Raw genomic sequence first — 14,218 nt, forward strand, 5'->3', positions numbered from 1 at the left:
CTACATGGCAGATGGGAAAAACCCTCGATTGATGACTTCTTGCTCGACCTGCGTCATTGTCTGCCCGAATAAATGAATCAGTTCATCCATCTCCTGCTGCGTAATGGAAAGCGGCGGTGCGATCATGACCGCTGCACCTCCCACACCATCCTCTCCAGCGCTTGCTGGGTAAACAAGCAAACCATTTTGCTTGGCCGTCTCCACAACTAAATGTGTCATTTGAGCATGGGCAGGAAATGGTGTTTTCGATAATCGGTCTGCGACAAATTCAATGCCAATGAGCATCCCCTTTCCTCTCACATCTCCTATGATGGAATGTTTTGTTTGCAAATTCTTTAAAGCATTCATTAAATATCGGCCAGACAGATCAGCCCGTTCTGAAAGCTGATGTTTTTTCATATATCGAATGACAGCCAGTGAGACGGCTGCTGAAAGCGGATTGCCGCTATAAGTGTGGCCTGCCATCACAGAGCCCGAACCACTGAGAATCGGTGCAATCACATGATCCGCTGAGACAGCTGCAGCAATCGGTGAATAGCCGGCGCTCATGCCTTTTCCGAGTACCATGATGTCTGGTACGACGCCCCAATGTTCCATGGCAAACATTTTCCCAGTTCGTCCAAAGCCTGTCATGACTTCATCTGCAATCATTAAAATATCGTTTTCCTCACAAACTCGCTTCATCGCCGCAAAATATCCGTCTGGCGGAACAAGCGCCGCGCCCGCTGCTCCAACAATCGGCTCTGCAATAAAAGCCGCAATCCTCTCTTTTCCTATACGCTGGATGACGGTTTTAAATTCCTGTACATACCATTCGACCTGCTTGCTTTCTTCCTTTGGCAGCCACGAACGGTAGCTGTATGGCGGAGACAGCACCGGGTGTTTTTCGAGCAGTGGTTCAAAGCGCTCTCTCCTTGCAATATGACCTGACATCGACAGCGCACCGAGTGTGATGCCGTGATAACTCATCCATCTTGAAATGATGTGATTCTTCTCAGCCTTCCCCTGCTCCTGCCAATGCTGAATGGCAATTTTCATGGCGGTCTCTGTTGCCTCTGATCCGCTTCCGACAAAAAAAGACCAGTTCAGGTTCCCTGGGCAGAGCGTACTCAATTCATAGGCAAGTTCTTCTGCTGGTTCATTTGTGAATTGTGACCTGTACGTAAAGCTCACCTTTTCCGCTTGCTCTGTCATGGCATCAATGATGTCTCGTATGCCATGTCCAATACTTGCCGTGACAGCACCCGATGAGCCGTCTAAATATTTTTTCCCGTCCCGATCATATAAATAAATTCCCTCTCCTTTCACAGCCACAGGATAATGCTGATTCAACATCGGTTTGATTAAGTAATCCCGGGTCTCCACTTTGTCATTCCTCCCTCTCTCGTCAGCAGCTGCATCTTTCTTTTTTCATGAATCGCAAGAAAATTTTGTATACTTGTTATAAGATTAGCTTAATCAAGAGGGCAGTCATCCTCCATTCGCCACATGCCCGAATTTCACACGCATTTTTTATACATCGTGTATAAGAGTGTTCAAAAGGAGGTCATGAGTCTATGGCGATTCTCGTCAAAGATGCACTCTCGCTCGATATCATGAAGGAAACAAAGCTGCTTGCTGGGGAAAATGGACTGGACCGCCTCATTCAGTGGGTGACCATCGTGGAAATTATCGAAGATACTTCAAGGCTTTCAGAAGGGGAACTGCTCGTCACAACCGGCTTTGGGCTTGCAGACAATCAGGAAAGGCGCACCCGGCTTGAGGAGCTGATTCAATCTCAACGTCTATCGGCCATTGCGATTTATAAAGGCGTATACTTAACGGAAATTCCGGCATCACTGATCGAAGCTGCCAAAAACAGCGGCATTCCACTCATCGAGATTCCTTCACATGTCAACTTCTCAGACATTACAAAAGCCGTCCTAGAGCAAATCGTCAGCAGCCAGCTCCATCAGCTTAAATATTCTTCAGCCATTCACCAAAGACTAACCCATTTAAATGTCAGCAATAAAAATGTCACACAAATTACAGATGAGCTGGCACACCTCACTTCGGCGAACATCGTTGTGCTAGATGTTTTTTTACATCAAACCGCAGCTCATCTCATAAAAGATGAAGTGACGTACTCTCCTGCTGTTGGCTTTTTGACAGATCATGAACCAATCGAAACGATGCCTCTTCTCAAGCAGGCTGAGGAGAAAGGAAGGCTCGTTTATGACACGTGCGGTGCGTTTGTCCTTGCTGCATGTCCGGTGATTGCGATGGGTGATATTTTCGGGTTTATTGTGTCTTTGAAGAAAAAGGAAGCATGGCATCATCTCGATGCGATTGCCATCGAGCATGCCGGGGCGGTGTATGCGATTGAATGGCTGAAGCAAAAAGCCATTCAAGATACAGAAAACCAAATGCAAGGTCATTTGTTAGATGATATTTTGCAGCAGCAATACACAGAAGAAAGCTATGTGGTCGAACAGGCAACAAAGCTGCAATACGATATGAGCGATGAGCAGGTGGTCATCTACTTTCAATTTCAGCATCAGCACACACAGCTCGATCACCAAATGATGCAGCGTCTATCTCAATTGCTCACGTCGATATTTGAACGCAGACATATTCCTTTTTTACTAAAGACAAGGCTCGATTCTATTTTTGTTCTTACACCAGCAGAAAAAAAAGCGTTTCAAGAAGCAGAGTGGTATCGTGCAGCAGAAGAGTGCCGGAGCACTTGGTCTTATTTTTTTCCCGTCCATCCGATTGTGATTGGCATTGGGAGAGCCTATGACCAGATCGGTCTCTTTTCAAAAAGCGCAAAGGAAGCGCAGTATGCAGCAAGGCTTCTTCCGCTTTTAAAGACAGACGAATGCATCATTCATTATCAAAAGCTCGGCTTATACGGGATGCTGCTTGAAATGAATGAAGCGGGTATGAATTTGCATGACTTTTACGTGGAGCTGTTGAGTCCCTTGCTTTATACGAAAAAACAGGGGGCTGACCTGATCCATACACTCGAAGTGTATTTGGCACACAATGAAAATATTCAAAAATCTGCGGGAGAATTGTTTATTCACAGGCATACATTAAGCTACCGGCTGAAACAAATTGAAACGAGAACAGGCTGCAGCCTCAAATCCACAGATGATCGGATGAAGCTGCAGCTCAGTATCATGGCGTACCGCCTATCTGGTCTGCTTGATCAGATGAGAACCATTTCATGATTCATTTGGCGTTTTCACCCATAGATTCATATCTTCAATTTTGTCAAAAATATAGCAGTTGTTTTGGAAACGCCCGGTATACGTATAGCCGAGCTGATAAAACACTTGGTTCATTCCATAGGACAGTGCACGTGCGAGAGAATAAAAGACATAGATGTGCATGGATTGAAGTTCTTTTTCGAGTGCTAGAATCAAATGATGCATGAATCCTAGTTTTCTGTATGATGGAAGGGTCGCACAATCTGTTAATTCCGCATGACCATACGGCTCATTGATTTCAGCGGATGCTGCACTCACAATGTGACCGTCATGTTCAACGGCATAAAAGACGGTCCCTTCCTCCATCACCTTTTGGATGTAATCTGGCTCATTCATTGGCGTAGGATACGTTTCAAAAACGGTATCATAGAGCTTTGCCAGCTTGTGAATATCCTGCGTATCCGCTTTCCTCATCACATACTCATCCTGCCACGTGCCTTGGTCTTTTTTGAGAGGCTTTTCCTGAATAGACGCAACAATTTCATCTTCCTTCAGCCAATACGGGCTGTTCATCCGATCCTCCGTCAGAAAGAGCGACATGCCGTACGCATCACTTCCAAGAAAATAATGAGAAAACACGCCTTCAAGCCGAAAGCCTTTTTCTAAAAAAAGAGGCATATGCTCACGCCTGACTTTCACAATGACCTTAGAAGCCTTGGAGTCTGCAGCTTCCTGAAGAACCGACTGAATCACATCCCGCACCCTGCCGCTGTAGTCATCCAAACGGATTCGCTCATTAAATGAATCAATACAGATCGAGGCAGAAAAACGCTCGTTCGCAAGTTCCTTCAATTGCACCATATACTCATCCTCTCTTATAAATCAGCTAATAAAAAAAATCCAAATGGAAAATGAAACAATGACGATACCAGAAAAAATCGACATGATCATATACCGAATGGCTGAGCCTTTTTTGGCTTTGTTTTGCTTTCTCGCTTCATACATGATGAGATTTGAGAACAGTACAAATAAAATAAGTAACACGATTGCAAATAGAATGATTCCTTGAATGACCATGCTGCCTCCTCATAAACTCGTCATCCCATACTACTTCTTCATATTCCGCCGGCATCCCTTCTCATGAACAAAAAACACCTTTCCATCTCGTCAGATAGAAAGGTGTTTTGATTAAACGTTTTTCCCCGCAGCCTTCAGTGCACGGGCACCGATGTCACGGCGATAAAATAGACCTGGCTGAATGATTTCTTCAACCGCTTCATACACTCTTGATCTTGCCGCTTCAAATGTGTCGTCAAATGCGGTTACATTCGCTACACGGCCGCCATTTGTGACGAATTGATCGTTTTCTTTTTTTGTTCCTGCGTGGAAGGTCACAACATCAGACACAGTCGTTTGCAAGGCACCGATCGGTGTGCCTTTTGCATAGTCTTCTGGGTATCCTTCTGATGCAAGAACCACACTGACAGCCGCAGTGTCTTTCCACTGTAAGTCCACATCTTTTCCATCAAGAATATCGAGGAATACTTGGACTAGATCTGATTCAAGACGAGGGAGAACCACCTGCGTTTCAGGGTCGCCAAAGCGTGCATTGAATTCAATCACCTTTGAGCCTTCTGGTGTCAGCATTAAACCTGCATATAAAATGCCTGTAAATGGACGCCCTTCCTGCACCATCGCGCGAGCTGCCGGTTTGACAACATCTTCCACGGCTTTCTGAACCACTTCATCTGAAATTTGCGGAACTGGTGAATAAGCGCCCATTCCGCCAGTGTTCGGCCCTTTGTCATCTTCAAAGGCCCGTTTGTGATCCTGCGCAATCACCATCGGATACACCTTTTCCCCGTTGACAAAAGCCATGAGTGAAAATTCTTCGCCTGTTAAAAATTCTTCGATGACAACAGATGCACTTGCATCGCCAAACTTTTCATCCTCTAAGAAATCATGCAGACAATCGACCGCCTCTTCAAGCGTCATAGCCACTGTGACGCCTTTTCCTGCGGCAAGCCCGTCTGCTTTAATGACAATCGGCGCACCTTTTTCTTCCACATATGCCTTTGCTTCTTCAAACGATGTAAAGGCAGCGTAAGCGGCTGTTGGGATATCGTAGTTCTTCATTAAGTCTTTTGCAAATTCCTTTGAGCCTTCAATGACCGCAGCTTTTGCATTCGGTCCAAATACTTTTAGACCTGCTTCTTCAAATGCATCAACGACACCTGCGATTAAAGGGACCTCTGGACCGACAATGGTTAAGCCGATTTCGTTTTCTTTTGCAAAACGAATTAATGACTCATGATCGCCTTCGTCGATTGGTACAAGCTTCGCAGCATCTGTCATTCCATCATTGCCGGGTGCGACAAATACTTGGCTGACAAGTTCACTTTGATTCACTTTCCATGCGATGGTATGCTCTCTTCCACCTCTGCCGATAATTAATACGTTCACACTGTCATCCCCTTAATGTTTGAAATGTCTAACGCCAGTGAAGACCATGGCGATGCCGTATTCATCTGCTTTTTGAATCGATTCTTCATCACGAATAGATCCGCCTGGCTGAATGATCGCTGTGACGCCTGCCTTTGCAGCAGCTTCCACTGTATCGCCCATTGGGAAGAATGCATCAGAGCCTAGTGCGCTTCCTTTTGCCTTTTCACCAGCTTGCTCAATTGCAATGTTAGCTGAGCCCACGCGGTTCATTTGACCAGCACCGATTCCTGCTGTCATTTGATCTTTCGCAAGGACAATGGCATTTGATTTCACATGCTTGACTACTTTCCAAGCAAGCTTTAAGTCTTTCCATTCGTCTTCTGTTGGTTCTCTTTTCGTTGGAATAGAAATCGTTGCTTCCTCTAAGCCGTACGTGTCAATATCCTGAACAAGCAGTCCGCCATGGACACTTGTCAGCTGCTTTTCTTTTTTCCCGAGATCCGCTTCTACATCTAATGTTAATAGACGAAGATTCTTTTTCGCCGTTAACACGTCAAGCGCTTCTTGGCTGAACGATGGGGCGATGACAATTTCTAAGAAAATCGTATGCAGCACCTCAGCCGTTTGTTTGTCTACTTCACGGTTAAGTGCCACAATGCCGCCAAAAATAGACGTCTCATCTGCTTTGAATGCTCTGTCAAATGCTTCTGCAATAGTTTCTCCTGTACCAACGCCGCACGGGTTCATATGCTTCACTGCGACAGCTGCCGGCTCCGTGAATTCACGTACGATTTGGAGTGCTGCATCTGCATCTTTAATATTGTTATAGGAAAGTTCTTTTCCATGTAATTGCTTTGCAGTAGCCAAAGAACCTTTGGCTGGAAGAGCATTTTCATAGAAAGTCGCCGCTTGGTGCGGGTTTTCTCCATAACGAAGGGATTGTTTTTTCTCAAACGTGACAGTGAACTGTTCTGGCTCTGTTTCGCCCACAAAATTTGTTAAGTAATCCGCAATCAGAGCATCGTATGCAGCCGTATGACGGAATACCTTTGCAGCGAGCTCACGTTTTTTCTCGAGTGACACGCCGCCTTCTTTGATTTGCTGGATGACTGTATCATAGTCACGAGGATCGACAATCACTGTGACGTCTTGGTGGTTTTTTGATGCCGCACGAAGCATTCCCGGTCCGCCAATATCAATGTTTTCAATCGCTTCTTCATACGTCACATCGTCTTTTGAGATCGTCTCTTTGAAAGGATAGAGATTCACGACAACAAGATCAATCGGCTGAATGCCATGCTTCTCAATCTGTGCCATATGCTCATCGTTTTCTCTCACTGCTAAAAGTCCGCCATGAATGTTCGGGTGAAGTGTTTTGAGTCGTCCGTCCATGATTTCAGGGAATCCAGTGACTTCTGAAATTCCAATGACATCAATGCCGTTCTCTTGAAGAAGCTTATGTGTACCTCCAGTTGAAATCACTTCAACGCCAAGTTCTGTTAATTCTTTCACAAAAGGTACAAGATTCGTTTTATCGGAAACACTGATTAATGCGCGTTTGATCGTCATGCCTTCGTCACCTCATTAAGATAATTCTAAAAGTGATTTGATCACTTTTGGATATAGTGTGTGTTCTAGTTCATGCATTCTTTTTTCAATCGATTCAAGCTCTTCCCCTTGTTCGATATAAATCGCGGCTTGGTCAATAATCGGGCCGGTATCCATACCTTCGTCGACAAAATGGACGGTGATGCCTGCCACTTTGACGCCTGCTTGATAAGCTTGTCCAATGGCATCCAGCCCTGGGAAGGCTGGCAGCAAGGACGGGTGGATATTGACAATTTTCCCTCTGAATGCTTCAAGTAATGTCGGACCAATCAGTCTCATATACCCAGCAAGGAAAATCCATTCCACTTCATGCAGCCTAAGCTGTTCAATGATCGTTTGTTCAAAAGCGGCTTTATTCGGAAAAGCCTTCGGTGTAAAGGCAAAGGAGGGAATGCCCTCTTTCTCAGCACGCTCCAGCACCTTTGCACCCGGTTTATCACAAATTACAATGGCGGCCTCTGCCTGCCACTGTTCTTTTTTTAATGTATCTATAATGGCTTGAAAATTCGTCCCGCTTCCAGAGGCGAAGATCGCAAACTTCTTCATGAGAGGCTTCCACCGCCGAATGTGACACCTTCTCCTTTTTTAACACGGCCGATGAGAAATGCTTTCTCTCCGTCTTCTTCAAGTCCTCTGATCACTTCGACAAGGTCATCTTCTTTTACCGCTAAGACAAAACCAATGCCCATATTAAACACGTTGAACATTTCTTCTGCCTTTAACTGTCCTTTTTCTTGAATAAAGGAGAAAATTGGCGGTACTGGCCATGAGCCGTTATCAATCTCAACGCCAAGCCCTTCAGGCAGCATACGCGGTAAATTTTCAATAAAGCCGCCGCCTGTCACATGTGCCATGCCGTCAATCTTGCCGGCTTTCACTTGTTTGAGAACAGGCTTCACATAAATTTTGGTCGGTTCAAGAAGTTCTTCTCCAAGCGGTCTTGTAAAAGGTTCATACGTTTGATGCAGATCCAGACCAGCGTCTTCCAGCAATACTTTACGAACGAGAGAGTACCCATTGCTATGAATTCCACTTGAGCTGAGTCCAATAAGCAAGTGCCCCTCTTTGATGCTCTCTCCTGTCACGATTTCATCCTTTTCAACGACGCCTACTGAAAAACCAGCAATATCATATTCATCTTCTGTGTAAAGACCCGGCATTTCTGCTGTTTCTCCGCCGACAAGCGCTGAACCAGACTGCTCACAGCCGTCAGCCACACCTTTGACGATTGATTCAATTTTTATCGGATCTGCTTTTCCAACTGCTAAGTAATCTAAGAAAAAGAGCGGTTCTGCCCCTTGTGCCAGCACATCGTTCACACACATTGCCACGGCATCGACGCCGATCGTATCATGTTGATCCATTAAAAAGGCAAGCTTTAATTTCGTTCCGACACCATCTGTTCCTGAGACAAGAACGGGCTTTTTGTATGGCAGCTCAGATAAATCAAACATACCGCCAAATCCACCTAGAGCACCCATGACACCTGCTCTTTTTGTACGTTCTACGTGTGTTTTCATTCGTTTGACGGCTTCGTATCCTGCTTCGATGTCGACACCGGCGTTTTTATATGCTTCTGACATCCCATTCACTCCTTTTAGCTGCTTCTCTTCCATTTATTTTCAGCAGAATGAAAGAGCAGCATATCAAATCATCTTGACTGCTGCTCCTTTATTCGATTATTTCGTCAGTGCTGTTTCCTTCACATGCGGAAGAACAGTATCTTCATAAATTTCAGTCGGATATTTCCCAGTAAAGCATGCTAAACATTGACCGCGCTGCGGATCATCATACTTCCTGCCAATCCCGTCCATTAAACCGTCTACGGATAAAAATGCAATGGAGTCTGCACCGATTTCCTGTCTAATTTCTTCCACTGAATGAGAAGAAGCAATCAGCTCTTCATGTGTGGACGTATCAATTCCATAAAAACATGGATGTGCGATAGGCGGTGAACTAATGCGTACATGGACTTCCGTCGCACCCGCTTCTCTTAGCATCGTCACAATGCGGCGGCTCGTAGTTCCGCGTACGATGGAATCATCCACCATCACGACACGTTTTCCTTCGACGACCCCGCGCACAGCTGACAGCTTCATGCGCACGCCCTGCTCACGCAATGCTTGAGACGGCTGGATAAAGGTTCTGCCGACATAACGGTTTTTAATTAAACCGAGCTCATATGGAATACCTGTTGCTTCGGCATATCCAATCGCTGCAGAAATACTCGAATCTGGTACACCTGTCACAACATCTGCTTCGACATGCGCTTCCTCGGCAAGCTTTTTGCCAAGGTTCTTTCTCGCACTATGCACGTTGATGCCATTGATATTGCTGTCAGGTCTTGAGAAATAAATGTATTCCATGCTGCACATGCTGCGGTTAATGTTCATGGAGAAGCGTTCAGATTTGAGGCCTTCATCATTAATGATCAGCATTTCTCCAGGCTCCACATCTCGTAAATACGTGGCACCGACAACATCAAATGCACATGTTTCGGAAGCAACAACATACGCGTCCCCAAGCATACCAAGTGAAAGCGGACGTAAGCCGTTCGGATCAAGAGCCACAATCATTTCTGTTTCCGTCATAATTAAGAAAGCATATGCGCCTTTAAGCATGGACAGGGCATTTTTGATCTGCTCTTTCAATTCAACATAGCCGCTGCGCTTAATTAAATGAGCGAGCACCTCAGTGTCAGAAGATGTTTGGAATATACTCCCCTGGTTCTCTAGCTGCTGCTTTAATTGCGTTGCATTCACTAAGTTCCCATTATGAGCAAGGGCAAGACTGCCGTTGTTTTGCGAGCGGAAGAAGAGGGGCTGCACATTTTCAAAGCCGCCTCCGCCTGCTGTCGCATACCGAACGTGTCCGATCGCACCTTTTCCTTTCAAATCCTTTAGCTCACCGTTTTGAAAGACTTCCGTAATCAGTCCAAGGCCTTTATGTGCCGTCAGGTTTTCACCATCTGTTGCAATGATTCCCGCACCCTCTTGTCCTCGGTGCTGAAGGCTATGCAATCCGTAATATGTGATTTGCGGGGCTTCTTCGTGTCCCCAAACCCCAAAGACGCCACACTCTTCGTTTAAGCCTCTGATTTCAGCAAGCATGGGATCGCTCCTTTCCATGCGCGTTCAAGCTCGTTGACCGCTGCATGAATCCATTGTTGTCCTTCTTGATTTTTGACAGTGAATACCCCATCATTTGTGACCGTTCCAACTTCTTTCGCATCTTTGACAGCCGCAGCAAACGCTTCGCGGTGCTCTGGTTTCACTGTGACGACAAAACGTGACTGTGTTTCACTGAATAATGAAGCTTCGCTGTTTAGATCAATTTGGATATGAGCGCCAAGACCGTCTGTTCCAAATGTACTTTCAGCAAGTGCAACACCAAGACCGCCTTCAGACACATCGTGAGCTGATTGAACAAGTCCGTTTTGAATCGCAGCAAGAAGGGCTTCCTGACGAGTGAGCTCTACATCCAAATCAATTTCTGGTGCTTTTCCGTAAATACGGCCTTCTGTCATCTTTTGAAGCTCACTGCCTGCGAATTCTTCCTTCGTCTCACCAATGACGAAAATCACATCGCCAGCCTGCTGGAATGACTGCGTCGTAATATGAGCTGTATCTTCCACCAAACCAACCATCCCAATAACTGGTGTTGGGTAAATGGCTGTTCCATTTGATTCGTTATATAAAGAGACGTTACCACCGATAACTGGTGTGCTTAGCTTGCGGCACGCTTCACTAATACCGTCAGCAGATTTTTCAATTTGCCAGAAAATTTCTGGTTTTTCTGGGTTACCGAAGTTCAGGTTATCTGTTACTGCAAGCGGACGAGCGCCTGAGCACACAATGTTACGTGCTGCTTCTGCGACTGCGATTTTCCCGCCGACCTCTGGATCAAGGTAGAGATAACGTGCGTTACAATCGGTTGTCATCGCAAGGGCTTTTTTCGTTCCACGGATTCTTAAAACGCCCGCATCAGAGCCTGGTGCAACGACTGTATTTGTCCGAACCATGTAGTCATATTGGTCATAAACCCATTCTTTACTTGCAATTGTCGGCTGCTGGAGAAGCTGCTTTAACGTTTCGGCTGCATCTGTGATAGCAGGTGCTTCAACTTTTGTTTCTAAAAACTCACGATAGTATGCAGGCTCACTTGACGGCTTGTGATAAACCGGCGCTTCTTCTGCAAGGGCATCAACAGGAAGCTCACATACTACTTCACCTTGATGAAGTAAACGAAGCATTTTATCGTCTGTCACATGTCCGACTGATACCGCTTCAAGATCGTATTTTTCAAAAATATCAATGATTTCTTGTTCACGGCCTTTTTCAATGACCAGAAGCATTCTCTCTTGAGATTCAGACAGCATCATTTCGTATGCTGACATGCCTGTTTCACGCTGCGGGATAAGGTCTAGATTCATCTCGATACCAGAACCTGCTTTACTCGCCATTTCCGCACTTGAGCTTGTTAAGCCAGCCGCTCCCATATCCTGAATTCCAACGAGTGCATCGTTTTTGATGACTTCAAGGCACGCTTCAAGCAGCAGTTTTTCCATGAATGGATCACCGACTTGAACTGCTGAGCGTTTTTCTTCTGATTCATCAGAAAATTCCTCAGATGCAAATGTTGCACCGTGAATTCCGTCACGTCCCGTTTTGGCACCAACGTACATGACCGTGTTGCCGACACCTTTTGCCTGCCCTTTTTTGATGTCTTCATGGTTGATTAATCCAACACACATTGCATTTACGAGCGGGTTGCCTTCATAGCTTTGATCGAAATGAACCTCTCCGCCGACTGTTGGAATTCCGATACAGTTTCCATAGCCTGCGATCCCTGCCACTACTTCTTCAAACAAGTACTTCACGCGCGGTGAAGTCAGTTCACCAAAACGAAGAGAGTTTAATACAGCAATTGGACGCGCACCCATGGAGAATACATCACGGATAATTCCGCCGACACCTGTCGCCGCTCCTTGATACGGTTCAATCGCAGATGGATGGTTATGTGATTCGATTTTAAATACAACCGCTTGGTTGTCTCCAATATCAACGATTCCAGCGCCTTCCCCAGGACCTTGAAGGACGTGCTCTCCTTTTGTCGGGAATTTGCTTAAAACAGGCTTTGAGTTTTTATAACTGCAATGCTCTGACCACATGACAGAAAAAATGCCCGTTTCTGTGTAGTTTGGCAGCCTGCCAATAATGGATTCGATTAAAGCGAATTCTTCATCACTCAATCCCATTTGCTGATACAATTTCTCTTCTTTAATTTGCTTGTGACTTGGTTCAAGCAGTAGTGACATGAGTGTCCCTCCAATTTTTCACGATAGATTGAAACAATTTAAGTCCGTCTGCGCTGCCTAGTAATGAATCAACCGCGCGCTCAGGGTGCGGCATCATGCCGAGTACATTGCCCTCTTCATTCGTTACACCTGCAATACGATTCACACTGCCGTTAATATCGTCTCCATAGGTGAAAGCGATTTGGCCGCGTTCAATGAGCTTCGCTAAAGTGTCTTCATCACAGTAGAAGTTGCCTTCACCGTGCGCTACAGGAATCGTAATGGATTCGCCTTTTTGATAACCGCTTGTAAATTGCGTTTCGTTGTTTTCTACAATGAGTTCAACTGGGCGACAGATAAACTTCAAGTCTTTATTTCGTCTCATCGCACCCGGAAGAATGCCAAGCTCCTGAAGAATTTGGAACCCGTTACAAACACCAAGAACAGGTTTTCCTTCCTCAGCTGCTTTTTTCACCGCCGGCATGATGTTTGAGAAGCGGGCGATCGCACCACATCTTAAGTAATCCCCATAAGAGAAACCGCCTGGTACGAGTACACCGTCAAATCCGTCAAGACTCGTTTCGTCGTGCCATACATATTCAACTTGTTCACCTAACTCATCTTGAATCGCATGGTACATGTCGATATCACAGTTAGAGCCAGGCAAGACGATCACTGCAAACTTCACTGTGCGACAACCTCCTCCACCTCATAGCGGTAATCTTCAATCACCGTGTTGGCAAGTAATTTTTCGCACATTTCTTTGACGACTGTGTCTAAATCACGATCTGATTTTTCAATGACAAGCTCCATGTATTTTCCGATACGGACATCCTTTACTTCCTGATAAGACATGCTGTGCAAAGCGTGCTGCACGGCACTTCCTTGTGGATCAAGAACGCTCTCTTTTAAGCTGACAAAAATTTTCACTTTATACATGTTTATGGCCTCCAAGTCTTTTGAAAATTTCTTCGTATGCATTCGTTAAGCCGCCCAGGTTTCGTCTGAACACGTCTTTATCAAGCCTTTCGTTTGTATCTTTGTCCCAAAGCCTGCACGTATCAGGTGAAATCTCATCAGCTAGCAAAATACGATTCTCGTGATCTATTCCGAATTCAAGCTTGAAATCAATTAAATTCACATGGCAGTCTGAGAAGATTTGTTTTAACTCTTCATTCACTTGTCTTGTGATCTGTTTCATTTCCTCGACCTGCTCTGGTGTCGCTGCATCTAAAATGCGGATATGATCTTCTGTAATGAGCGGATCGCCGAGCGCATCATCTTTGTAGTAAAACTCAATCAAAGGTGTGTCCAGTTTCGTTCCCTCTGGAATGCCAAGGCGTTTTGACATGCTGCCTGCCACTACATTTCGTACAACCACTTCAAGCGGAACAATCTGTACCTTTTGAATGAGCTGCTCTGTTTCAGAAAGGCGTTTCACAAAGTGATTGTTGATCCCTTTCTCATGAAGCATTTGAAAGATTAAGCTCGAAATTTCGTTGTTCAGTCTGCCTTTGCCTTCGATTTCTGCTTTCTTTTCGCCGTTAAATGCTGTAGCTGAGTCTTTATATTCGACATATAAAATATGCTCGTCATCGGTCTGATAGATTCTTTTCGCTTTGCCTTCGTAGAGAAGTTCTTGTTTCACAGTCATTCAGGTTGGCCTCCTAATTTG

At 45.3% G+C, this 14,218-nt stretch carries 13 protein-coding genes; 1 reads left to right on the forward strand and 12 read right to left on the reverse strand.

The genetic code is table 11. The features are described 5' to 3' along the window. Positions 1-1,365 (reverse strand): aspartate aminotransferase family protein, encoded by a 1,365-nt coding sequence (locus M1D84_RS15645; protein ID WP_213404871.1) that lies wholly within the window; start codon positions 1,363-1,365, stop codon positions 1-3. A 191-nt stretch (positions 1,366-1,556) separates the two neighbouring features. Between M1D84_RS15645 and M1D84_RS15650 the strand changes: the two genes are divergently transcribed. Then, positions 1,557-3,215 (forward strand): PucR family transcriptional regulator, encoded by a 1,659-nt coding sequence (locus M1D84_RS15650; RefSeq protein WP_073204116.1) that lies wholly within the window; start codon positions 1,557-1,559, stop codon positions 3,213-3,215. Here the strand turns inward: M1D84_RS15650 and ablB are convergent. From ablB to purC, 11 genes are all read right to left on the reverse strand, one after another. Then, positions 3,210-4,055 (reverse strand): putative beta-lysine N-acetyltransferase, encoded by an 846-nt coding sequence (gene ablB / locus M1D84_RS15655; RefSeq protein ID WP_044335236.1) that lies wholly within the window; start codon positions 4,053-4,055, stop codon positions 3,210-3,212. The two genes, M1D84_RS15650 and ablB, sit on opposite strands and share 6 nt — an antisense overlap. A 21-nt stretch (positions 4,056-4,076) precedes the next feature. Further along, the gene (locus M1D84_RS15660) at positions 4,077-4,271 is read right to left on the reverse strand and encodes a hypothetical protein (protein WP_044335234.1); all 195 of its coding nucleotides are present in this window, start codon (positions 4,269-4,271) and stop codon (positions 4,077-4,079) included. A 111-nt stretch (positions 4,272-4,382) separates the two neighbouring features. After that, positions 4,383-5,657, reverse strand: a complete 1,275-nt coding sequence (gene purD, locus M1D84_RS15665) for a phosphoribosylamine--glycine ligase (protein ID WP_046314136.1) — start codon at positions 5,655-5,657, stop codon at positions 4,383-4,385. Positions 5,658-5,669: 12 nt separating this feature from the next. Continuing rightward, positions 5,670-7,208 carry a bifunctional phosphoribosylaminoimidazolecarboxamide formyltransferase/IMP cyclohydrolase gene (gene purH / locus M1D84_RS15670; RefSeq protein ID WP_025092624.1) on the reverse strand — a complete coding sequence of 513 codons (1,539 nt, stop codon included), beginning with the start codon at positions 7,206-7,208 and terminating at the stop codon, positions 5,670-5,672. A 15-nt stretch (positions 7,209-7,223) separates the two neighbouring features. After that, a complete protein-coding gene (gene purN, locus M1D84_RS15675) occupies positions 7,224-7,793 on the reverse strand; it encodes a phosphoribosylglycinamide formyltransferase (protein WP_044335230.1) in 570 nt (189 codons plus the stop codon). Next, on the reverse strand, positions 7,790-8,830 hold the full coding sequence (gene purM, locus M1D84_RS15680) for a phosphoribosylformylglycinamidine cyclo-ligase (protein WP_213404870.1): 1,041 nt from the start codon (positions 8,828-8,830) through the stop codon (positions 7,790-7,792). The genes purN and purM overlap by 4 nt, the downstream gene beginning before the upstream one ends. A 96-nt stretch (positions 8,831-8,926) precedes the next feature. After that, positions 8,927-10,357: an amidophosphoribosyltransferase gene (gene purF / locus M1D84_RS15685; protein ID WP_024424615.1), complete on the reverse strand. Its 1,431-nt coding sequence runs from the start codon at positions 10,355-10,357 to the stop codon at positions 8,927-8,929. Then, on the reverse strand, positions 10,333-12,564 hold the full coding sequence (gene purL / locus M1D84_RS15690; protein WP_025092621.1) for a phosphoribosylformylglycinamidine synthase subunit PurL: 2,232 nt from the start codon (positions 12,562-12,564) through the stop codon (positions 10,333-10,335). The genes purF and purL overlap by 25 nt, the downstream gene beginning before the upstream one ends. After that, positions 12,548-13,231 (reverse strand): phosphoribosylformylglycinamidine synthase subunit PurQ, encoded by a 684-nt coding sequence (gene purQ / locus M1D84_RS15695; protein WP_024424510.1) that lies wholly within the window; start codon positions 13,229-13,231, stop codon positions 12,548-12,550. The genes purL and purQ overlap by 17 nt, the downstream gene beginning before the upstream one ends. Next, a complete protein-coding gene (purS, locus tag M1D84_RS15700; RefSeq protein WP_003214349.1) occupies positions 13,228-13,482 on the reverse strand; it encodes a phosphoribosylformylglycinamidine synthase subunit PurS in 255 nt (84 codons plus the stop codon). Before purS ends, purQ begins: the two co-directional genes overlap by 4 nt. Then, positions 13,475-14,197: a phosphoribosylaminoimidazolesuccinocarboxamide synthase gene (gene purC, locus M1D84_RS15705; protein WP_056767528.1), complete on the reverse strand. Its 723-nt coding sequence runs from the start codon at positions 14,195-14,197 to the stop codon at positions 13,475-13,477. The genes purS and purC overlap by 8 nt, the downstream gene beginning before the upstream one ends. Between the last annotated feature and the right edge of the window lie 21 nt (positions 14,198-14,218).

Source organism: Bacillus sp. PK5-006 (genome assembly GCF_054161415.1).

Coding starts and splice junctions, on each gene's coding strand:
- purC (WP_056767528.1), bottom strand. CDS start 14,197: ATGACTGTGAAACAAGAACTTCTCTACGAAGGCAAAGCGAAAAGAATC.
- purS (WP_003214349.1), bottom strand. CDS start 13,482: ATGTATAAAGTGAAAATTTTTGTCAGCTTAAAAGAGAGCGTTCTTGAT.
- purH (WP_025092624.1), bottom strand. CDS start 7,208: ATGACGATCAAACGCGCATTAATCAGTGTTTCCGATAAAACGAATCTT.
- purM (WP_213404870.1), bottom strand. CDS start 8,830: ATGTCAGAAGCATATAAAAACGCCGGTGTCGACATCGAAGCAGGATAC.
- purF (WP_024424615.1), bottom strand. CDS start 10,357: ATGCTTGCTGAAATCAGAGGCTTAAACGAAGAGTGTGGCGTCTTTGGG.
- ablB (WP_044335236.1), bottom strand. CDS start 4,055: ATGGTGCAATTGAAGGAACTTGCGAACGAGCGTTTTTCTGCCTCGATC.
- purN (WP_044335230.1), bottom strand. CDS start 7,793: ATGAAGAAGTTTGCGATCTTCGCCTCTGGAAGCGGGACGAATTTTCAA.
- purL (WP_025092621.1), bottom strand. CDS start 12,564: ATGTCACTACTGCTTGAACCAAGTCACAAGCAAATTAAAGAAGAGAAA.
- M1D84_RS15660 (WP_044335234.1), bottom strand. CDS start 4,271: ATGGTCATTCAAGGAATCATTCTATTTGCAATCGTGTTACTTATTTTA.
- M1D84_RS15650 (WP_073204116.1), top strand. CDS start 1,557: ATGGCGATTCTCGTCAAAGATGCACTCTCGCTCGATATCATGAAGGAA.